Here is a 23,349-nt window from a genome sequence, read left to right as displayed (position 1 = left end):
CTAATTTTTTAAAGGGAGAAAGACTTCTGTTTTCCAAGAAAGTTCATCACCTCCCATATTTGGGTTATTAAAGAAAAACTCAATAGGTTTGGGTTCAACTTCTATGTTTTCCTTTTTAGCATAATCCAAGAGTGCATACCAAGCGCGGTCAGATGAGATATAATTACCATTATAAATGGCTTTTAAAGCTTTTCCTCCTTCAAAACTTTTATATGAAACCCCTTTTATAAATGGCATGTCATCTTTTTGTATAATGGGATAACAAAAGTCATAGCTTATACGATTTTCTAGCATGTTCCAATCGTTTATCTTAATAAAAGGCAAACCATTCAACTGGATTTCATTTTGCGCAAAAACTGTATTTAAAAGTGGAAAGCCTTTCATCATCTCACCTGCCTTTTCGTATTGACTGCTCTCTATGGCAATACATGCGCAGGACGTGCTTAAAAGCTCTTCGTTGCCAACTAAGGTTATTTGAAAACTTTTTTCATGTTCTCTAAGTTTTTCGATGAAGTTACGAACTGTTTTCCTTGACCGCTTCTCAAAGTCAGTGTCAGAAAATGGAATTTGAATTTTGTTGCCGAGGCTGTGTTGTAAATCGGTAACGTCAACTTTTATTCGTGAGGTAGAATCGTTCAAGGATTCAATAAACCATTCTAATTGATCTGTAGAATCAGCAGAAACCTGAATAGTTTGAGTTAAGTGATTGAAATCTTTATTTTGGGTAATTTTACTGTTTGTACCTAGATTTGTACTCCAAAGCTTCAAACTTTGGTTAATGGTTCCAGGAATGGAGTTTACCTCAACATTAATTCTATAATCTTGTGGTTTAAAAAAAAGGTACCATAAAACACCAATGGCAATTATCACAAGAGTAATACCAATTCCTCTTTTCATACCCATTATAAGTTTGATGCAATTTTCTCATTATTCAACATCTTCACTTTTTTTAACAATAAATTGCCAATTTTTCTTCCTTGCCCCACACCGACTTCTACTGCCGCTCTGTAATGAATACCACCGTACATTCTACTGATTGCCGCTTCGTCCGCAGCTTTGTTAAATGATTCAAAACTACGAACCGGAAGCCCGTAGGCAACTTCCGTATCATCGTCAAATTGAAAATTATCACCAAAGATACTTGTTAGGGCAACCCCTGCCGCTCCTGAAACCACGCTATGGCCACTTGTGTATTCAGGGAAGGGTGGTGTTTGCAAAATGGGTTTCCAATTTTCATCAATATGTTGATTGATCAAGGTTTCCGGTCGGATGAGATTACTGCGATATTTTTCATCCCAACAACTAATGAAGGCATCCGCTATGGCCAAAGAGGTTTTGGTGTAGGCGAAAAGCGTATCATCAAAATCACTATTGGTTTTTCTACTCGCTATTTTGGTTATTCCGATCCAGTGTGCCCCAGGTGTAATTTTTTTTGTTGCGAACATAAGGTGTCCTCTTGTTACTGAGACATAGGGATTGCAATCCCAGAATTTGGCAATTTCAACTTCTTCAGAGTTATCTCCATTTTTGGTAATTTCATTGCTTATATCATATACTTCCAATAATTCCTTATAAAAGCCAGATTCTTTTTCCATAGAAAATGGTGGTGGGGGCAATGGCTTGAACTGTGCCGCAGAATCCAAGAAAAAGGGTCGTATTTTGTTCCAGTGGGGCTCTATACCATCCATATAAGCCGGTGGGGTAGGTTGCCATCTAGAGACATCATCCGTATCTACCGTAAATTTCGGCATTGTCCGTGTTTGTTTATAGTTGTCCTTGTCCATCCAGCTTTTGATGTGTTCCGATACTTTTAGGCCATATGTTTCTGAAGCTTCAAACTCGTCTTTATTGAGATTTCTCCAACTTTGGTAGAGACTATCCTGTAAAACCTTAAATTTGTCTTCAGAAAAAATAAGTTCTTTGCTTACATCCATATGCGCAATGATGGCGGCCAGTTGCGGGTTGACCCCGGCGGTAGTATCTATTTTTGGAACATTGGTCAATGCACCTACCTGACCTGCAAGGGAAATATATTTTGGATTGGTTTGTGCAATGATTTCATATGCGGCCACATTGGGGTAAGCAAAAATTCTACTAGCTACTGGAGGCGAGAAAATATCGTGAATCATAATTTCCGTAACCTTATCTACAACAGCATGTAAATCTTCCGGACTAACAGGAATGGGTTTTTCTTTTTGTTTACAGGCCGTAAGAACAATTCCCAATCCTATATAGATTATTATTTTTTTCATTGCACTTCTAATTTGGCTATCACATTTTTTTCAAAGGATAGTCTCTATATTTTATTTTTTCAACAATCGGTATACTTGAGCGGGTTCATTATTAAAAGTTGCCAAGAGGTAGGGCTCTTCATTTAAATGAACGATATTCAAGTGACGAACAGATTTGGACATAAAATCTAAACCAACCTCGTTTCCTGTAACGATATCTTCTTCATTATTAATCAATGCACCAGGAAAGGAATCCAATCTTCCGTGAAATGGCTTTATACCAAAATAGTTTCCTCCAACCAATATTTCTTCTTTTCCATCTTTATCAAAGTCATACCTTAAAAAACTCATTAAAGGAGCAGTTTGTAATACAAAATTAAACGGAACAAATGAAAAAGTGCCATTTTCATTTTTTAAATAACCTGATTTTAACATAGATACGGTCAGTATAGTAGTTTTGTCAAGCATATCAGCATCTAATATCTCCGTTATGGATTTCCCCGCAAAAGAACTGTATGAATTAAACTTTTTGCGTAGAAAAATAAGCTGACTTGAAAGTTCGTCCAAGCCTTCTAACGGATAATCGGTATTATTTTTGGAAGTAGTAATGATTGTTTCCGTTGTCCCGTTTTCGTCAAAATCCGCATAGAACATTTTCATGGGTTTTTCTTCGGATGCCGTAAACTTTGTATTGTTTCCCCAGTTTCCCAAAAGATAATCTTGATCGCCATCACCATCAATATCAAAACTTTCAATAGTTTGCCAAAGTCCTTTAAGAGAATCAAAATCAAGATTTTCAACTAGACTGAACATAGCGTTTTCATTTTTGTAAAATTGAGGGGCCATCCATTCCCCCACTATGATGAGGTCTTCGTCCCCATCTAAATCAAAATCTTCGGCTATGGCATCTGTTACCATTCCCAAATTTTTAAAAGTATTGTTTTTATTTACAATAAATTTTCCATCATTGTTCTGTAACACATAAGAATCAGGAAAATTTCCAAAATCTGCGGATACAGATTGATTTCCTAAAAATATGTCCAGGTCGCCATCACCATCAAAATCTATAGGTACAATTACCGATGTATTGTTAAATAACTCTGGAAATTCCATAGCTATGACGATTGAATCCTTGATACTAAAGTGATTGTCGGTCAAAGGTTTCATTTGGTTGAAAAAATCAGCCCCACCATTACCGACCAAAAGTTCTTGCGAGCCGTCATTGTTGAAATCCTTTAATAAGGCAACCACATTTTCTTTAATGGAATCTTTAGTGATAATAGGGTAGGTTACAGGGGAAAAGGAGGTATCTGTCTGTACAAAAATCTCTGGTGAAACAAATTTAGAACCGCCAAAAAAGACATCTTCTCTTCCGTCATTGTTTATATCACCTATTGCAATGGCCGGACCACGGTCGGATAGTTGATAAGGGATTAATGGTTGGCGATTAAAATCGGTATAACGATCTTCCTCATGTTTAAAATTGATTCCCAGATTACTTTTCACTTTACCGAACAACAGATTGCGTTTTTGTTTTAATGATTCATAACTAAAGGCTTTAGGATTATTAGGGATAATTGTTATCGTTTGGTTGGTTGTAACATTTTTTAAAGTTTGATAGGTTTTATCTGGCCAAATAACTTTTAAGGAATCAATCTTGGCAATATTTCCATATCCAAAATGAATGATGGGTTCAGAAGAGGACTGAAACCCTCTTACGGTAAACAGTTCTTTAAATTGTTTTTTACCATCAATATATGAGTAAACCTTTGTTCCGATTCCAAAAGGATTCTCATTTTTATAATTAAATTTTATTTTTAAAAAGTTCCCTTTCTCGTTGGTTAGATTTTCATAGATAGATACGGAGCTATTTAAATTATTGATCACTAGATCCAAGTCACCATCATTATCCAAATCCCCATAGGCAGTTGCGCCCGAGACTAGAGTGTCATAAGGGAGCCATTTTCTTGATCGGTCCTCAAAATGGAGATTGGATTTCCCTTGAAAAATCCTGTTGTTCACATTTCCGGATGGCATGAGATTTAAAGCCTTTTGATCTACCAGGTTTGTGTTATTGATTTTATTTTGAATTTTTTCATTTGATACAAAATTTATGTAATCCAAATCATTGGGTCTTTTTGGAATACCATTGCTTATGAATAGATCTTGCTCACCATCTTGATCATAATCTGAAAAAAGTGCACTCCAGCTCCAATCGGTTGCCGCTACACCATTTTGTAAACCGGTCTCCATAAATTTTCCGTCAGGTTGGTTTATGTACAACATGTTGCGCGTAAATTGGTAATGATAGCCGTAAGTATTGGTTCTAAGTTTTTGAATCTGAACGTTATCGTCCCCTTCCGATGATTTTAATACTTTTTCCTCATCAGGTAGCATATCCAAGGAAATTAAATCAGGAAGCCCATCATGATTTAAATCGGCCACGTCATTCCCCATGGAAAATCTAGAAGTATGTCCGAAATATTTTTTCAAGCTTTCGGTGAAGGTACCATCCCCATTATTCAAATAATAATAGTCATCTTCATGAAAATCATTTCCGATAAATATATCGGGATAGCCATCTTGATTAAAATCCGAAACTGCTATTCCCAAACCATAACCGTTTATTCCCCCAAAAATACCGGCAGCTTCACTAACATCTACAAATTTGCCGTTATCATTTCTCAAAAGCTTGTCGCCGGTTTCATAGTTGCGCTCATATCTTAAAGCTACTTTGCCAAATGATTCTTGCGTATGGATTGCGTGGTTGAGCAAATACATGTCCAAGTCACCATCTAAATCATAATCTAGAAATGCGGCATTAGAACTATAGGATTCAAAATCCAGTCCGTATGATGAAGCCATTTCCTTAAAAATTCCCTCACCTTGGTTTATAAAAAGCTCGTTATGACCGTTAAAACCATTTAAACCAACCACTGCACATACGTAAATATCCAAAAGGCCATCATTATTAACATCGGCCATTACAGCTCCCGTGTTCCATGAACTATTTCCGCTGATGCCGGCGCTTTCACTAATATCTTCAAAGACCAGATTTCCTTTATTGAGATAGAGTTTATTTTCCGTTTGATTTGCCGAAAGAAAGATATCCGGTAAACTATCGTTGTTAATATCACCAATAGCCACACCGCCACCGTTGTAGAAATAGAGGTAGTCCAAAATATTCAGGTCATTAGACTCAGTGAGGTTATTGGAAAACTTTACTCCAGTTTTTTCTGGACTAAGTTTTTTGAAAACCTCTCCGGTATTTTTATCAATACAACCAAAAACAAAAGGGAGAAATAAAAGAAATATAAGTTTAGTTTTCATTCAGCTCATAGATTTTAGGATAGTCATTGTTTATGGCAGTAACCAAAAATGCTTTTCCGTTTTTGTCTTTGAACAATTCTATTTGCTTGACCTCGTTTCTAATGAAAAATCCGCTATCTGTATAATTTTGCCACTCAAAACCTAAATTGCCATCCCCTAAAAGCACGTTGCCATAATTTGCATCCAGTCTAGAGAATTGGGGCTTAAATTCAAAATTATTCCCTGCCATGATCAAATCTAGATTTTCATCACCGTTTATATCAATGCATTCAATGCCGCAGATACATGAAAATTGAACTTGGGGAGGCAGTATTTTGATAGTGAATTTTCCGTCTCCTTCGTTGATAGCCAGAACAGACTCAGAAATAGCTACTTCTTTAACAATAGTGTTCTCTATCACCTCGGGTGAAAATAGCTCATGAATTGTCTTCTTGGCGTATTCCGAGGCTTTGATATTCTCCTTTTTGAGCGCTAGAATTTGAGACGTGAGTTCTTTTTTCTGATGGATAGGATAGTCACCACCGTTGTACGATTGGGTGAGAATTTGTTCGATAGTCCCGTCATTATCAAAATCATTCACCCACATGCGCATTGGTTGATTTTCCTTTGGTTTGTAATGCAGATTACTTCCTGAATTTCCAAGGATAAAATCCAAATCGCCGTCATTGTCCAAATCTTTGATGTGAAGTGCTCCCCACCAACCTGTTAAGCTATCAAGACTGCTTTCTACCTTACTTAATCGCCTTCCGGAGTTTTTGAAAATTTGAGGACTGCCCCAATCCGAAATGGTGACCAAATCTTTTTTTGAATCCCCATCATAATCCACCCACTGCGCGTCCGTGACCATCCCTACATTTTTTAAATCATAGGCAGAACGTTCTGTAATATCGGAAAAAGTGCCATCACCATTATTTTTTAAAAGTAAATGGGTTGGATCAACACCGTAAGTGCCCACGATACTTCTGGAGCCAATAAATAAATCGGTTTTCCCATCTGCATTAAAATCATAGGGCGCTATGGTGGCAATGTTATTGTTTGTAGAGGGCAACTTATTCCCAGATTTGGAAAAAATACCCTTTCCATTATTTAGATACAGCCTAGCGCCATAACTATTTTGTATTCCTATTTCATTTCCGCCACTACCGACCACTAAATCCAAATCGCCATCCGAATCAACATCTAAAAATGCCGCAGCCGTATCTTCATGAATGGCATCCTGTTCAAAATATGCTGTTTCAGGTTTGTCAAGTTGGCCATTCAATTTATGAAGATAAAGTGCCGCAGACTGCCCTTTAGCACCACCGATAAATATATCTTCGTTCCCATCACCATTTACATCACCTACTGCCAAAGCCGGACCTTCTTGTGCCAAGGATTTGTATATGAGTCCTTCATTGTCAAAATCTATATAATTATTTTCTTTATGGGCAATCAATGAATTGTTTTGAATCTGTTGGAGCAGTTGGTCTTTGGGTTTGGCTTTTTGTCTAATATAAGTTTCAGTTGCGTCAGAATGTTTCAAAACCAAGGTTTGATTGATCTTTACCATATCAAATTTTTGCGTTTTATCATCTGGCCATATGATTCTTATGGAATCGATTTGATTACTCGTTCCCAAACCTATGGTCATGGCATATTCCATTGAAGATTGAAAACCTCTGGAGGGCATCAATGTCTGTTCAATGATTTGATCTTTAAAATATATACTGGCAACAGTACCGACTCCAAATTTATTTCCGTCCGGTCCTTTAAATCTTAGTTTAATATAATTATGGTCCTTTTGCTCATTTGTATTATTTCTGTAAATAAAACTTTCCATATTTACATTGTTGACTACCAAATCTAAATCGCCATCATTATCCAAATCCCCATAAGCGGCCCCATTGGACCTTGTAGGCATTTCAAACCCCCAATCTTTGTTATTGTTGGAAAATGTAATGTCTCCGTTGTTCCGATACGCATAGTTAGGTAGAGGAGTAACGGGCATTTTATTTATGATAGAATCAATAGATTCTTTCTTTCCGGTCAAGGCCATTTTTTGAATGATTTCGTTTGCGAAAAAATCGACAAAATCCAAATCTGTTAAATCATGATTTATACCATTAGTGATGAAAATATCCTTTAACCCATCATTATCCATATCGAACAACAGCCCTGACCAACTCCAGTCCGTAGCCTCAATACCACTATAATAGGCCACTTCGGAAAAAGAACCATTTCCGTTATTGAGCTGTAACGTGTTTTGGATGTACTGCTGATGAAAATCTTTGCTTTGTTTTAATTTGAAAATATTATAGCCTTCAAATTCCATGACCGATTTTACCCTTTGGTCCGGTTCAGGGAGCATATCGGTAATAAAGATGTCGGAAAGGCCGTCATTATTAATATCTGCAATATCAATACCCATTGCCGATAGGCTCAAATGATTTGTCCATTCCTTGATTTCTTCTCGAAATGTACCGTCTTGATTATTTATATAGAGATAATCCCTCTCGTAAAAATCATTGGAAACATAAATATCAGGATAAAGGTCTTTGTTGATATCCACCACCATTACTCCCAAGCCAAAACCTATGAGACTTCCATATATTCCGGCTGCTTCACTGACATCTGTAAACGTACCGTTATCATTTCTGAGCAGCATATCTCCTACACCTTTAAAAATATCCGGGACACCCTCCCAATCCTGTGCTCTTACCTCTCGCTGTTCGGCATAACCCAGACTACTGACCGGAATGTTACTGTTGTTCAAAATATAAGCGTCCAAGTCACCGTCTTTGTCATAATCAAAAAAGGAAGCATGGGTAGAGAAACCGGTTTTCGCTAAATTAAATTCGGCCGCACGTTCCGTAAAAGTTAAATCCCCGTTATTGATGTAAAGGTCATTGTCATGATTGTTACCTTTCATATTGCCTGCATTGCTCACATAAATATCCAAAAGACCATCGTTATTTACATCTGCCATGACTACTCCCGTAGACCAAGGTTTGTTTCCTTTTATTCCGGCAGTTTCAGAGATATCTTCAAATTTAAAATCGCCTTTGTTTAAATAGAGTCTGTTAACTACTTTGTTTCCTGAAAAGAAGATATCGGCCAGACCATCATTATTTATATCACCAATGGCCACACCTCCACCATTATAAAAGTTTCGATATTTAAAAATGTTCATTTCTTTACCATTTTGAACATCGTTTCTAAAGTTGACCCCTGTTTCCTCAGCAGATAAAAGCGTAAAAAGAGTGGTTTTCTTTTCTTCTTTATTGCGCTCTTTTTTTTCCTCGAAATCACAAGAGAATAGCGTAATAGAGAATAAAACCAATAGAATATTTTTATCCAACAATCCCTTCATTTTCATTTATTTTTTGGAACGAATATCAAACTGTCATTGTTTCTGGAAACAAGATACCCGTCCTCTCCACCAATTTTAATTTTAGAAATACTTCTGCTTGCCCCTGATACCCCTAAAATCTCCGTTCGAAGAATTTTATCCATAGCGTTTGGAGCAGTATATAAAATTAGTCCATGCGAAGCATCCATCCTACCTAACTGAGTACTAATTTCATAATTGTTCCCTACCAAGATAATTTTAAAGGCATTCTTTTCCTTTTCTACCAAAATGTCTTGAACAGTTGATGACTGAGCTATTTTTGGTAAGGGATGTTTTTTGAAATCCCCACCACCTAAATTTTCAAAAAAACAACTTCTTAATTCATACACCTTTTTTTGAATGGCACTTTCCAATTTATTTTTGGGGAATAATTCCTTTAAATCTGCTTTTGCAAAATCATGATAAGAGAGAAACTTTTTATTTAATGACGGTATTTGTTTTGTAAGCTCATCCTTGGCTGAAAAAACAGTTGGTATATCATTGTGAAAATAGGTCATCAACGTCTCTACGGTCCCGTTGTCATCCAAGTCCGTCTTATAAAGTACTATGGGTTTATACAAAGAAGCTTTAAGTTTGCTATTCTCGCCCCAATTTCCCGCAATAATATCCATGTCGCCATCGCCATCAAAATCTTCAACTTCAATAGTGTTCCAAAACCCGTTAGTCTCAAGTAAGTTATCCTTTGCTTTTTTAAGTATAGTGCCATCATTGTAAAAAACAGAAATGGGCATCCAATGACCCACAGCTATAATATCTTGAAAACCGTTCCCGTCTAAATCTGTAATAACAAGGTCTTTTATATTTCCTGAAGCGCTAAATTCCTCCGAGTATTTTCCTGTGACGAGCTGAAAATGACCATTCGTATCATTTTTAAAAATATACTGAACAGGAGTAATACCAAATTCCCATGGTTTTTGATCAGAAGTGATAATTATATCTTGAAAACCATCGTTATTCATATCCCAGGTTTTAATTTGGGAGGCGTTTATATTGATATTTTTAAATTGGACTGTATCTTTTCTAAGATGGCCATTCTCATTCGTATAATATCTTGGAACTAGATTCTTGCCACTTTTGAATTCGTTTCCCCCACTTGCCACAATAAGATCCTGATCGCCATCGTTGTCAGCATCAAAAAATATGTGGGCTAAATCTTCACTGGTCGAATCTTCTTTAAACAAGGAATCTAGCACTCTTTGGAAACTACCATTGGAAGTTTGCAGAAACAATGCCGATGTCTGTTTTTTTGCCCCACCTACATAAAAATCCTGTAAACCATCCTTATTAAAATCAACAATGGAAATATTTGGCCCCTCATTGGTATTGGCAAAAGGAATAAGAGGGTCTCTGTAAAATTCAATAGAATTACCATCTTTGTGTACAAAAGATAAATTTTTGGACGTTTTTTTATTTTTTTCGTTTACTATGGGATAAGCTTTCTTCTCAATAGATTCATGATGGTTTAGTTGCAAGGTTGTATTGGCATCTATTTTGTTAATGGTCTGCATTGCTCCAGACGGCCATCTAATGGTTAAGGAGTCTATAAGTTTATTATTCCCCAAACCAATATTCAATGTGTTGGAAATAGAAGATAAATAACCTCTAGTATTAAAATGCTCATGGGTAATCTCTCCTCCTTTGACATACAATTTTATCAAGGCTCCGATTCCCATCTTATTCTGGGCCGACCCTTCTAATTTTATTTTCAAATAATTATTTTCCGAAATTTCCCTTGAATTGTTTTTTAAAATATAGGCAGGCTCATTGGTATTATTGACCACTAGTTCCAAATCACCGTCATTGTCCAAATCTGCGTATGCGGCACCATGACTATATGATGGTTGTTTTTCGTACCATTTAGTGGTAGTGTTTTCAAAGGTTAAATTCCCTTTATTTTTGAAAAAATAGTTGGCCACTTTTTTGGTTGGCAGTTTTTTTATGAATTTCAAATCTTCCTTTGTGGTACCCTCACTTAATTTTTTTTGAATATTATCATTGGCAATAAAGTTTATAAAATCCATGTCATTGGTGGCTCCTAATATTCCATTGGAAATAAATAAATCCTTTAAACCATCATTGTCATAATCCGCAACAAGTGGCCCCCATGACCATTCCGAAGCATGTATGCCTGCCATTGCCGCTATTTCACTGAATTTAGTTTCGCCCAAGTTCATGTGTAGGGTGTTTTGCATGTATTGAGGTGAATACCCCTTCTTTAGATAATTCTCGTAGATAGGATATGCATATTCCCGACCAGATGCTTTATAGGTTTCTAAATTTTCTGGCAGCATATCCACTGAAAAAATATCCATTAAACCATCATTGTTGAAATCTGCTATATCATTGCCCATAGAAAAATGGGTGGTATGACCTAAGTTTTCAGCGTTTTTCGAAATAATCTCGTCAAACGTGCCATCTTGTTTATTTATATATAGATAATCGTTTTCAAAAAAATCATTCCCAACATATATATCTGGAAATCCGTCGTTATTCAAGTCTCCTACACTAAGTCCTAAACCATAACCGATTTTTCCTTGGTAAATTCCAGCGGATACACTTATATCTCTATAAATACCGTTATGGTTTTCATAAAGCTTGTCACCACTTTGTTCGTTGGGGATTTTTCTTTGACCGCCTTTTCCATAATTTGAATTTGGAGAAATAGAATGATTTAGTAAATACATATCCAAATCACCATCTAAATCATAATCAAAGAAAGCTGCTTGTGTGGAGAATCCTGAGAAATCCAAACCGTAATCTTTTGACTCTTCCTTGAAAACCGGGACACCGTCTTTTAATCCATGATTTATATATAATAAATTATGTCTTTTCAGGCTTAAGTGACCAGAGACCTTGCATACATAGATATCCAAAAGACCGTCATTGTTAATATCAACGGTGGTAACTCCCGTTGTCCATCCTGTTTTATTCTCGATCAATGATTTATTAGTGCTGTTCTGAAAGGTGAGATTCCCCTTGTTCAAATAGAATTGGTCCGCATTTTGGTTCGAAGTAAAATAGATGTCGTCTAAATCGTCATTATTGAAATCACCAATAGCAACACCACCACCATTATAATAATATATGTAGTTTAGAATATTTAAATCTTCAGCGTTAGAAATAGTATTCTCAAAATCTATATGTGTTACAGATTTATCTAAATTTTCAAATAGTTTCAGGGATTTATCTTCACATGAAATGAATATAAATGCAACAAAAAAGTGGCAAAAATATACTCTTTTCATTTGCTATTTTTTTTATTCATTAATACATCAGGATTTTTAATTTCCCTTACACTCCTCGCAGTTATTTTTTATCATTTTTGGAGTACCTCTATTTAGCTTTCGAATTCAATTCATGGTTCGCTAAGAAAGTGAAAGGACCGTCCTTATAGGACGGTCCTTTAAACACTTAAATAGATAACAGGTAATTAGTATCCTGGATTCTGTACCAAATTAGGATTGGACAATAATGCATTATCGGGTATAGGGAAAAGATTTTTTGTTTCGTCACCAACTGCTTCTGGGTTTTTGAATTCCCAATCCCTAGTAAATTGACCAAAACGAATCATATCATTTCTTCTAGTCATTTCCTTATATAATTCCCTGCCTCTTTCATCCAACAAGTCTTGCTCCGTAACGGCAGAACCTAAAACGGAAGCACCTCTGAGGATACGAAGATCGTTGACCATATTGGTAGGATCTTGACCACTTCTTAACATGGCTTCTGCTTTCATCAAATACGCATCTGCATACCTGAAAACAATCTCATGACTTCTAAATGAACCTCCATCAGCTGGATGGTATTTTATTGTTCTCACACCAGTAACTTCGTTATTACCTATCAAGCCTGGGAATTCTTTTGTGAAAATCAACGGATTACCAGGACGATCTTTTAATGGCGAACCATCACCGTCATATTGTTGACCAATTAAAAAACCATAACCAATACCAAAATTAGTTTCAGGATCGGCTGTATCCGCATCCGGGACCCATCCTCTTCTTTCTTCTTGCCCGTCCCCAATGTAATTTGAGTTTGGATCACCCTCGAATAAATCATAGAATTCTGCTAGCGTGCTGAATCCGTTCCATCCACCACCGCCGTTATCGGGTGAATTAATATTGTAATGCATTCCGTTCCAAATTCTATTTCCAACCCCGGTCGGAATCCACCAAATAGTTTCGGAATCGGCATCTTCTTTAAAGATGTCAAAATAACCTTCTTGTAGTGCATATCCATCCGCAGCTATTTCATCAACTAAAGAAATAACTTGCGCCATATCTGCATTATCAGGTGCGGTTCCTCTATATATGTGGGCATTTAAAAGAACCTTGGCCAATAAAAATCGCCCTGTTGCTTTGCTCGCCCTATTGTTGGATTCGATTGCATCTGGACCCCTAGATGGCAAATCTGGAATTGCTTCGGTCAAATCTTTTATAACGAAATCCAAAGCTTCAGATCTGCTAAAAACAGTCGGATTAATTTCAGGGCCTTCGTCTGGAGCTCTAAAAGGAACTTGCCCATATAAATCCATAATTACCCACATAGCGTAAGCTCTTAAAAATTTAGCATCGGCTTGTTGGGCCGCAGAGGCACCACTCCTTGAATCTATAATCTCTGAAGCTAGAAAAACTGAAGAATTCCAATCATTCCAAGTATTTAATACGTGGGGATGGGAAGCATCCCAAGTATGCTGATGTAATGTTCTCCATAACCCATTGTCACCCCAGTCAGTTCCTCTTGTTGGAACTAGTAATTCATCTGTAGTGACTTCGTTCAAGGCATAAATATTTTGCTGATCACCAATTCTATTGAAACCGCCATAAACATTGTCCAAGGCACTTTCAACATTTTCAACACCATTGAAAATTCCTCCTGAAGACGTGGATTCATCAATAAGAGAGTCTGTTGCTTCAATTTCTAAATCCGTACAGGATACGGCGAGCATTGCAGCGAGTGCTATGCTCATAAACGATTTACTATTAACTTTATTTATCATAATTCAATTTTTTTAAAAAGTAACATTAATACCAAGTGTAACCGTTGTTGGCCTTGGATAGGCAACATAATCGATACCTGCGGTTGGAAGATTGTTTAATAGTCTTGGATTGCCATTGGCATCGGTTCCAGTACCGGCAGAAGTACTTACTTCTGGGTCTAGACCAGAGTAATTTGTGATCAACCAAAGATTTTGACCAGTTAAGGACAGTCTCATTGATTTAAAAAGACCTTCATCTTTAAGATTCACATTGTATCCAATGGTTGCGTTCTGTAAACGAATAAAATCGCCTTTTTCTAAGAAACGTGTCGACACAGCAGCAGCAGCACTACCAGCTTCGCCGCTCGTCAATACATCCTGAGTTACGTTCCGTGCATTATTAATAGCTCCGGCCGTAAAAAAGGCATTTCGAGTATTATTATATACAGAGAAACCTGATTGTCCTGTGAAAAAAGTGGAAAAATCCCAATTCTTATAAGAAAGGTTGGTGGAAAAACCACCTGTAAAATCTGGAATAGCGTCTTCTCCAACAAATTGTTGGATATCTCCAATTGGCTGACCATTTTCGTCAAAACCTTCAAACTCCCTGAGGAAATAGGAAAACAAAGGACTATCACCCTGTAACCTTTGAGCAAATGCTCCAGTAAGACCTTGTCCAAAAATAGTTCCGGCAGGCACTAATCCATCAAAGTCTTCCAAATCATTCTGGTTGTAGGCTATATTAAAGGATGCACTCCAGTTAAAATCTTCTGACTGTACCAAATCATATGCTAAAGCGAATTCAATACCTTGATTCACCAAAACTGCATCTAGATTTTGAAAAAAGAAGGGCTGGGGAGAAGGTTGTGCAGCCTGAATCTGAAATAATAAATCTGTTGTTTCTCTTCGATATACATCCAAACTACCGGATAACCTGTCGTTTCCAAAACCAAAATCCAAGCCTATACCATAAGAAGTGGTCTCTTCCCATTTCAAATCATTATTAACAAAAGATACTGGTGCCAATCCGGGGATATTTCCTATTTCACCGGCCTGGTTGAAATTTGCAACTCCAAATCTTTCGCGCCTTACAAATTGACCAAAAGCAAGACCATCTTGATTACCCGTAATACCATAACTTGCACGAAGTTTCAATGTAGAAACGGCATCTCCAATAAAATCTTCTTCGGATAATTTCCATGCAAAAGCACCGGAAGGGAAAATACCATATTGATTATTCGGTCCAAATTTTGAGGAACCATCTGCTCTCACAGTGGCCGTGAACAAATATTTATCATTAATGCTATAATTTACTCTTCCAAAGAAGGATTGGAGTTCATCAGCATTGTTGAATGTGTCACCAACTATACCCCTAAGCCTAACGTCACTAGGAATTGCTATAGAATTTGCACCCTCATCAAAACGATTGACAAAAATTTCCGATTGATTTGTTCCAAAACCATATTGTTGATAATTACCTGAAAGGGCATTTTCTATAATATTCGCACCATTTTCCAAATCTCTGCCCATTTGGTTAAGGTCTCTGGTATTGAACCCAAAACCACCAACATTTCTGCCATCGGTGGCAAATTCTTGATAAGAGTACCCTACTAAAGCATCGATTCTTGAATTTTCAAATTCCTTCTTATAATTTACAGTAAATTCCAATAAAGTATTTTCTGAATTCACATCATTGACTGATCCTCGCCCGTTTTCTGGAGCACCATTATTAAATCCTAGAATATCTCCGGACAAAACGCTTTTTCGAGTAGATTCTGAATTATCATAACCTACGGTAACCTTGGCATTTAATTCAGGGGTAATTGCATAGTCGGCAGAAAAATTAAAGAGTGCCCTGTTCGTATTGGTTATACTCTGGTACGAAGCTAAAAAATTAGCAGGATTTAAATTACCACCTTGTGGATTAAAGTTCGCACTGCTAGGCCATGTGGGATTGGCAGAATATGCGGCACCTAGCACATCACCTTGAGAACCAGCGTTTCCACTTAATGGAGGCTGTTCATCATTTACTCTGGATATTGTACCTGTAAAGTTTAAATTCAATTTATCATCAAGAAACCTATGATTCCAATTTAATCTTCCGGTAATACGCTCTAAAGAAGAATTTTCGATAACCCCAAATTGCTTGCCGTAACCAAAGGTCGCCCTTACATTACCCTTTCCATAATTTTGTGAATATGATAGATTTTGATTTTGGGATGCAGCGGTTCTGGTGACTACGTCCTGCCAATCAGTGTTGGCTCCAAAATCCTGGTCGGATGCACTTCCGCCAAACTGTTCTACAGCATCCAAGAACTCTCCTCTATCCAATAAGTCATATCTTCTTGCCGGACCTGCTACACTAAGCGTAGAGTTAAATTCAAATTTTGGACCGGTGCCTGCACCTTTACCACTCTTTGTAGTAATGATAACAACACCATTGGCACCTCTTGAACCATAGATGGCCGTTGCAGAAGCATCCTTTAATATACTCATGCTGGCAATATCGGATGGGTTCAAAAAGTTAAGTGGATTTTGAGCTCCACTTGAACCAAAACCTACATCCTGCCCTTGAGGAGAAGAATTTCCTCCTGACAGTGGGACCCCATCAACCACGAATAAGGGATTGTTATTTGAGCGAATAGAATTTGCACCCCTTATTCTTACATCTATACCTGCTCCGGGTGCACCACTATTTTGTGTTATTTGAACACCTGCGGTCTTTCCTTGAATAAGTTCTTCAGGAGAGGCGATTACACCTGAGTTAAAATCTTCGGCGTTCACAGATGCAACAGAACCGGTTGCATCCTTGACCGTTGTTGTACCATAACCTATAATTACGACTTCTTCCAAGGCCTCTGCATCTTCTTCAAGGGTAAAGTTTATGGTTGATTGCCCATTGACGGGAACTTCAACGGTTTTATAACCAATGTAACTTACGACCAAAATGGCACTATTCCCAACTGAGAGAGTATAATTGCCATCAAAATCCGTTTGAGTACCATTGGTGGTTCCTTTCTCTAGAACGCTTGCTCCCGGTAATGGACCGCTTGCATCAGAAACCGTTCCGGAAACTTCTTGGGCTTGTACAGTTCCAAAAGACAAAACTGCTCCAAGAACCAACAGGCATTTTAGTAGTGTAATCTTCATAAATAATTAATTTTAGTTTGAGTTAATTTGAAATATAGTCGTTAAAAATATGTAAAATCGTCGTCAATATATTGTAAACAGACGTTTCTAAATCAACGAAACCGTTTTCGTGTTAATAACTTTCAGATGTTAGGAGTTTCATAATTGAGTCTCTATTATAATAAAGGATTCGCAATTAATTCATCAATAAAAGTATAATTGGCAATTTTTTACAAATATAACATTTTTTAAATTGCAAGAATTCATAAAAAAATTGAACAAGTATTTATTGCTACTATAAATGCATAAATTTGATTCAACATTCATAACATCTTGAAAAGAAAAATAACTTTAAAGCATATAGCAAAGGAATTGGACGTATCTATTTCAACGGTATCCAAGGCTTTAAAAAACAGCGAAGAAATTAGTAGGGACACCAAAGATAAAGTCCAGGCTTTTGCCAAACTATATAATTACAAGCCTAATAACATAGCAATAAGCTTAAAAAACAAGTACACGAAAAATATTGGAGTAATCATTCCAAATATTGTCCATCATTTTTTTACTACCGTTTTTCGCGGAATTGAAAAATATGCTAACGAGAAAGGATATAATGTTATTATCTGTGTTTCTGACGAATCCTTCGATAAAGAGGTCATTAATATGGAGATGCTTGCAAATGGTAGTGTTGATGGGTTTATCATGGCACTTTCAGGGGAAACCCAATTGAAAAATGATTTTAACCATATTAGGGAAATAACGCGGCAGGGTATACCGTTGGTGTTATTTGATAGGGTTTCGGAAGAGATAGAATGTGATAAGGTTGTTATTAACGACACCGAAATTGCATGTGAGGCAGTTAAAAGAATGATAGCTTCCGGCAAAAAAAGGATAGCTCTTTTAACTACTGCAAATTTCTTTAATGTAAGTATGGACAGGGAAAAGGGTTACAGGAAAGCACTTGAAGAAAGTAATATAGAAGTTGATGAAAAGTTGATTTTGCAACTACCCTACAACGAAAGCCCTGATGATATCCAATCCTTTATGAAAGAAATGAATTTTGATGGTGTATTGGCAGTAAATGAGATATTTGCCATTTATGCTATGGGAATTGCACGAAAAATGGGCAAAAGAATACCCGAAGACATTTCCTTTGTTGGGTTTACGGATGGTCTCTTATCTAGATACTCCTTTCCTGCCTTATCTACGATAGCACAACATGGGGACCTCATGGGCGAACTGGCCGCCAAAATGCTCATAAAAAGAGTGGAGACTGAAATTGATGAAAATGAAGAGGAAACATTTAAGACCGAAGTTATCAAGGCTACCCTTATAGAACGGGAATCTACCAATAATTAACTGATTTATATCATATAATGAGTAAAACCGGATTTATTTTCGATTTGGATGGTGTTATTGTCGATACGGCCAAATATCATTATTTGGCATGGAAAAAATTGGCCAACGAACTTGGTTTTGAATTCACCAAGGAGCAGAACGAGTTATTCAAAGGAGTGAGTAGAAAAAAATGTTTGGAAATCCTTCTGGATATTGGAAATATCAAGGCTACCCAAGAACAGTTTGATACTTGGATGGTCGAAAAGAATGAGGATTATCTTGAATTTATTGAAAAAATGGATTCCTCGGAAATATTGCCGGATGTGCCCAGAGTATTGAAATTTCTAAAAGAAAGAAACATACCCATGGCATTAGGTTCCGCAAGTAAAAATGCAAAACCGATTTTGGAAAAAGTAAAGTTATTGCATTATTTTGATAGTATTGTAGATGGCAACAGCGTTACCAAAGCCAAACCAGATCCGGAGGTGTTTTTAATGGCCGCTGAGAATTTAAAGGTGCATCCTAGCGCCTGTGTTGTTTTTGAGGACGCCGTTGCAGGAATAGAGGCCGCCAACATAGCCAATATGACGAGTATTGGTATTGGTGATGAATCGATTTTATCGGAGGCAAAGTTCAATTTTAAAGACTTTACGGAGATGGATGCTGATTTTTTAGAAGGACTTCTAAATGAATCGGTTTAAAATTTACTTTTACTAAATTATTTCAACGAGCCCTATAAATTTCAAGGGCCTTTTCAATTATTGTTATTACATGAATCAAGATTATATAAAACAGCATCCTTGGTCTATCATTGAAGAAGGATTTGATCCGGAAAGCGTAAAATCGTCCGAGAGTCTTTTCAGTATCGGTAATGGTGCTATGGGGCAGCGTGCCAATTTTGAAGAAACCTATTCCGGGGAAACATTTCAAGGAAGTTACATTGCCGGGGTTTACTATCCGGATAAAACCAGAGTGGGATGGTGGAAGAACGGATATCCTGAATATTTTGCAAAGGTGCTGAATGCGCCCAATTGGATAGGTGTTCAAGTGATAGTGGACACTCAGGAACTAGACTTGGCCACGTGTAAAAAGGTTTCCGAATTTAAGCGGGAATTAAATATGCAAGAGGGATGGTATAAACGGAGTTTTAAAGCGTTGTTGCCAAACGACGTTGAAGTCAAGGCAGAAATTACAAGGTTTCTCAGTCTGGATTTGGATGAACTCGGGGCCATTCAATATGAACTGGAACTACTGAATTCTGATGCAGAAGTGCGAATGGTTCCCTATTTGGATGCCGGAATTACAAATGAAGACAGTAATTGGGACGATACATTTTGGAATACGACCAAAGTTTCTTCAAATGATAACCGTGCTTTTATAGCGGCGCATACCATAAAGACCAATTTTGAAACCTGCACTTTTATGCAGGCTTCCGCAGAATCTAACGGAGAATCTATTAATATTGATGAAACCTCAAAGACTGAAAATTTTGTTTCCCTCCATTTTAAACATAAGGTCAAGAAAGGTCAAAAAATAAAGCTTACCAAATTTGGCGGATATACGGTTTCTAGAAATCATGAATCATCCGAACTGGTAAAAGCAGCCAATAACGTTTTGGATAAGGCTTCCAAAATAGGGTTTGAAGATTTACTGAAAAAACAGGCATTGGCATGGTCTGCCATTTGGGAAATGAGCGATATTGTTATTGATGGTGATGTAAAGGCGCAGCAGGGCATTCGGTTTAACATATTTCAATTGAATCAGACCTATCTGGGTACAGATTCACGGTTGAATATTGGTCCAAAAGGATTTACGGGAGAAAAGTATGGAGGAAGTACCTATTGGGATACGGAAGCCTATTGTATTCCATTTTATATGGCCACGAAAGATGAAAAGGCGGCTCGAAAACTATTAAAGTACCGTTACAATCATTTGGACAAGGCCATTGCCAATGCCAAAAAGTTAGGTTTTGATAACGGAGCGGCATTATACCCAATGGTTACCATGAACGGGGAAGAATGCCACAATGAGTGGGAAATTACGTTTGAGGAAATTCACAGGAACGGTGCCATTGCGTTCGCAATTTTTAACTATTACAGATATACTGGCGATTATAGTTATATCCCTGAAATGGGATTAGAAGTATTGCTCGGGATTGCCAGATTTTGGCATCAGCGCGTTAATTTTTCAGAGGAAAAAAATAAATACGTCATGCTGGGGGTTACGGGCCCCAATGAGTACGAAAACAATGTAAACAACAACTGGTACACCAATTATTTGGCCAAGTGGTGCATTGATTATGCGTTGGAACAACTAAGCAAAGTGAAAGACGGTTATCCAGAAGATTACAAAAGAGTCATTGGAAAGACAAAATTGACGCAACGCGAATGTGACCAATGGAAAAAAGTAGCTGATAACATGTACTTTCCTTTTGATGGGAAGAGAGAAATCTTTTTACAACAAGATGGTTTTTTGGATAAGGAATTAATTCCGGTCGCCGATTTGCCAAAATCCAACAGGCCCATTAATCAAAAATGGAGTTGGGACAGAATTCTGAGATCCCCTTACATTAAACAGGCAGACGTGCTCCAAGGCTTTTATTTTTTTGAAGACCATTTTTCAAAAGAAACCTTGGAAAAACACTTTGATTTTTATGAACCGTTTACCGTTCATGAGTCTTCTTTGTCTCCTTGTGTGCATAGCATTCAGGCAGCAAAGTTGGGTAGGATGGAACAAGCGTATGCATTTTATTTAAGAACCTCTCGCTTGGATTTGGACGATTACAATAAAGAAGTGGAAGAAGGTTTGCACATTACCTCTATGGCAGGCACTTGGATGAGTATCGTAGAAGGTTTTGGGGGAATGCGTGTTATAAATGATAAATTATCCTTTACACCCCAGATTCCAAAACAGTGGAAATCGTACTCCTTCAAGGTTAATTTCAGAAATAGAATTATTAAAGTAATGGTGGATAAAGATCATGCCTACTTTGAATTTTCCGGAGATGAAGAAATGACCATACGGGTAAACGATAAACGAGTGGCACTACTTCCCGGAAAAACAGTGAAAGTATAATACATGTTCTATGAAAAAATATATGTTGTTATGGTCTTTTGTGATTACGATCATGGCTTCATGTAATTTCAATTCAAAAACTACAGATACCAAAGAAATGTCAAACAAAAAGAAAGCTGTAGTGTATCAGGTTTTCACTAGACTGTTCGGGAACACCAATACAACCAATAAACCTTGGGGGACCATAGCGGAAAATGGCGTGGGGAAGTTTGCGGATTTTACACCAAAGGCTTTAAAGGAAATCAAGGATTTGGGCATCACCCACATATGGTATACGGGTATTCCACATCATGCTGTCATCAATGATTATACGGAATTCGGAATCTCCAATGACGACCCAGATGTGGTCAAGGGGAGAGCAGGTTCGCCTTACGCGGTCAAGGATTATTATAATGTAAATCCTGATTTGGCTACGGACCCCAAAAACAGATTACAAGAGTTTAAAGATTTGGTAGACCGTACCCATGAGCAAGGGATGAAAGTAGTTATAGATATAGTCCCTAATCATGTCGCCAGAGCTTATGAGGGTTTAACGAATCCAGATGGCGTTTCGGATTTTGGGGCTGAAGATGATACTACATTGGAATACCATAGGGAGAATAACTTTTATTATATACCGGGAGAAGATTTTAAAGTTCCTCAATGGAAGGACGGCTATTCCCCTTTGGGAGGTGAAATAGCCGCAAGGGAGGATGGAAAATTTAAGGAAACACCTGCAAAATGGACAGGAAATGGCTCTCGGTTGGCTCAACCGGATATGAACGATTGGTACGAGACCGTCAAAATAAACTATGGGGTACGGCCGGATGGCACTAAAGATTTTGAAGTCCTTCCCGATGAATTTGCCCAAAAAGATTACAAGGAGCATTTTAATTTTTGGAAAGAAAAGAATGTGCCCAACTCTTGGATAAAGTTTCGGGATATTGCTTTATACTGGTTGGATTTTGGAGTAGATGGCTTTCGTTTTGATATGGCGGAAATGGTTCCGGTATCGTTTTGGAGTTTCATGAATTCCAGTATCAAAATGAAAAACCCCAATGCTTTTTTACTGGCGGAAGTGTACAATCCCGACTTATATCGTGAGTATATCCATAAAGGAAAAATGGATTATCTCTATGATAAAGTGGAACTGTACGATAGCATAAAACATATCATGAAAGGATATGGGTGGACAGACCATATACCTGTCGTTCAAGAAGGACTCAAGGATATTGAGCATCACATGTTGCACTTTTTGGAGAATCACGACGAGCAGCGCATAGCGAGCCCGGATTTTGTTGGGGATGCCGAATTGGCCAGACCGGCCATGGTGGTTTCGGCTACGATAAGTACTTCGCCCACCATGGTTTATTTTGGTCAGGAGGTGGGGGAGCCGGCAGCTGAGAATGCCGGGTTTGGTGACCCTACCAGAACCTCGATATTTGATTATATAGGTGTACCCAATTTTCAGAAGTGGGTAAACGACAAGAAGTTTGATGGTGGCCAACTTTCAGAAAAAGAAAGCAATCTGCGAGACTTTTATAAGCGATTGCTGAACTTTACCATAAAAAGCGATGCTTTAATGGGTAGTTACGAAGAAATCCATTTTTATAATAAGGCTAATACTGAAAATTATGACCATAGGGTATTATCCTATGTCAGATGGAGCGAAACACAACGATTGATTGTAGTTTCTAATTTTGACGGGAACAAAAGTTATGAGTTTGACCTAAAAATTCCTGCCGAGATTATTTCTAGATGGAATTTGGTCAACGGAAAATATAATTTAAAGGACGTTCTGTACGGCAGCGAACAAAATTTAATCGTTTCTGAAGGATCGGGCCATATTCCGGTAAGACTGAATCCGTTGGAATCTTTTATTTTTGAATTAAAGTAATGGA

11 protein-coding genes are annotated in these 23,349 nt (G+C 37.4%); 4 read left to right on the top strand and 7 right to left on the bottom strand.

The genetic code is table 11. The features are described 5' to 3' along the window. The 7 genes from ACKWBX_RS12500 to ACKWBX_RS12470 form a co-directional block, all read right to left on the bottom strand. The gene (locus ACKWBX_RS12500) at positions 1 to 897 is read right to left on the bottom strand and encodes a GyrI-like domain-containing protein (RefSeq protein ID WP_413969035.1); all 897 of its coding nucleotides are present in this window, start codon (positions 895 to 897) and stop codon (positions 1 to 3) included. Positions 898 to 902: 5 nt separating this feature from the next. Continuing rightward, complete coding sequence (locus ACKWBX_RS12495; RefSeq protein WP_413969034.1) at positions 903 to 2,252, bottom strand: vanadium-dependent haloperoxidase; 1,350 nt, start codon at positions 2,250 to 2,252, stop codon at positions 903 to 905. 51 nt (positions 2,253 to 2,303) lie between these two features. Then, positions 2,304 to 5,561, bottom strand: coding sequence for a VCBS repeat-containing protein (locus tag ACKWBX_RS12490; RefSeq protein WP_413969033.1), 3,258 nt, complete (start codon positions 5,559 to 5,561; stop codon positions 2,304 to 2,306). Next, entirely contained in the window at positions 5,551 to 8,910 is a 3,360-nt protein-coding gene (locus ACKWBX_RS12485) for a VCBS repeat-containing protein (protein WP_413969032.1), read from the bottom strand. The genes ACKWBX_RS12490 and ACKWBX_RS12485 overlap by 11 nt, the downstream gene beginning before the upstream one ends. A gap of 2 nt (positions 8,911 to 8,912) precedes the next feature. Beyond that, positions 8,913 to 12,194, bottom strand: coding sequence for a VCBS repeat-containing protein (locus ACKWBX_RS12480; protein WP_413969031.1), 3,282 nt, complete (start codon positions 12,192 to 12,194; stop codon positions 8,913 to 8,915). Positions 12,195 to 12,379: 185 nt separating this feature from the next. Further along, on the bottom strand, positions 12,380 to 13,948 hold the full coding sequence (locus ACKWBX_RS12475) for a RagB/SusD family nutrient uptake outer membrane protein (RefSeq protein WP_413969030.1): 1,569 nt from the start codon (positions 13,946 to 13,948) through the stop codon (positions 12,380 to 12,382). Positions 13,949 to 13,960: 12 nt separating this feature from the next. Then, positions 13,961 to 17,077 carry a SusC/RagA family TonB-linked outer membrane protein gene (locus ACKWBX_RS12470; protein WP_413969029.1) on the bottom strand — a complete coding sequence of 1,039 codons (3,117 nt, stop codon included), beginning with the start codon at positions 17,075 to 17,077 and terminating at the stop codon, positions 13,961 to 13,963. Positions 17,078 to 17,389: 312 nt separating this feature from the next. On the opposite strand from ACKWBX_RS12470, the gene ACKWBX_RS12465 reads away from it, so the two are divergent. The 4 genes from ACKWBX_RS12465 (at position 17,390) to ACKWBX_RS12450 (ending at position 23,345) form a co-directional block, all read left to right on the top strand. Beyond that, entirely contained in the window at positions 17,390 to 18,415 is a 1,026-nt protein-coding gene (locus ACKWBX_RS12465; protein WP_413969028.1) for a LacI family DNA-binding transcriptional regulator, read from the top strand. Positions 18,416 to 18,432: 17 nt separating this feature from the next. After that, complete coding sequence (pgmB, locus tag ACKWBX_RS12460) at positions 18,433 to 19,095, top strand: beta-phosphoglucomutase (protein WP_413969027.1); 663 nt, start codon at positions 18,433 to 18,435, stop codon at positions 19,093 to 19,095. A gap of 70 nt (positions 19,096 to 19,165) precedes the next feature. Next, positions 19,166 to 21,469, top strand: a complete 2,304-nt coding sequence (locus ACKWBX_RS12455; RefSeq protein ID WP_413969026.1) for a glycoside hydrolase family 65 protein — start codon at positions 19,166 to 19,168, stop codon at positions 21,467 to 21,469. A 10-nt stretch (positions 21,470 to 21,479) separates the two neighbouring features. Then, complete coding sequence (locus ACKWBX_RS12450) at positions 21,480 to 23,345, top strand: alpha-amylase family glycosyl hydrolase (RefSeq protein ID WP_413969025.1); 1,866 nt, start codon at positions 21,480 to 21,482, stop codon at positions 23,343 to 23,345. Positions 23,346 to 23,349: the final 4 nt, after the last annotated feature.

The sequence above is a fragment of the Maribacter algae genome, assembly GCF_047345745.1.
In the GTDB taxonomy this organism is placed as follows: domain Bacteria; phylum Bacteroidota; class Bacteroidia; order Flavobacteriales; family Flavobacteriaceae; genus Maribacter.
Note: the sequence above shows the minus strand (reverse complement) of the source record. Positions and strands in the feature narration are given on the sequence as shown.

Excerpts from the sequence above, each read along its gene's own strand:
- ACKWBX_RS12500 (WP_413969035.1), bottom strand. The coding sequence starts at position 897 with ATGAAAAGAGGAATTGGTATTACTCTTGTGATAATTGCCATTGGTGTT.
- ACKWBX_RS12495 (WP_413969034.1), bottom strand. The coding sequence starts at position 2,252 with ATGAAAAAAATAATAATCTATATAGGATTGGGAATTGTTCTTACGGCC.
- ACKWBX_RS12490 (WP_413969033.1), bottom strand. The coding sequence starts at position 5,561 with ATGAAAACTAAACTTATATTTCTTTTATTTCTCCCTTTTGTTTTTGGT.
- ACKWBX_RS12485 (WP_413969032.1), bottom strand. The coding sequence starts at position 8,910 with ATGAAGGGATTGTTGGATAAAAATATTCTATTGGTTTTATTCTCTATT.
- ACKWBX_RS12480 (WP_413969031.1), bottom strand. The coding sequence starts at position 12,194 with ATGAAAAGAGTATATTTTTGCCACTTTTTTGTTGCATTTATATTCATT.
- ACKWBX_RS12475 (WP_413969030.1), bottom strand. The coding sequence starts at position 13,948 with ATGATAAATAAAGTTAATAGTAAATCGTTTATGAGCATAGCACTCGCT.
- ACKWBX_RS12470 (WP_413969029.1), bottom strand. The coding sequence starts at position 17,077 with ATGAAGATTACACTACTAAAATGCCTGTTGGTTCTTGGAGCAGTTTTG.
- pgmB (WP_413969027.1), top strand. The coding sequence starts at position 18,433 with ATGAGTAAAACCGGATTTATTTTCGATTTGGATGGTGTTATTGTCGAT.
- ACKWBX_RS12455 (WP_413969026.1), top strand. The coding sequence starts at position 19,166 with ATGAATCAAGATTATATAAAACAGCATCCTTGGTCTATCATTGAAGAA.
- ACKWBX_RS12450 (WP_413969025.1), top strand. The coding sequence starts at position 21,480 with ATGAAAAAATATATGTTGTTATGGTCTTTTGTGATTACGATCATGGCT.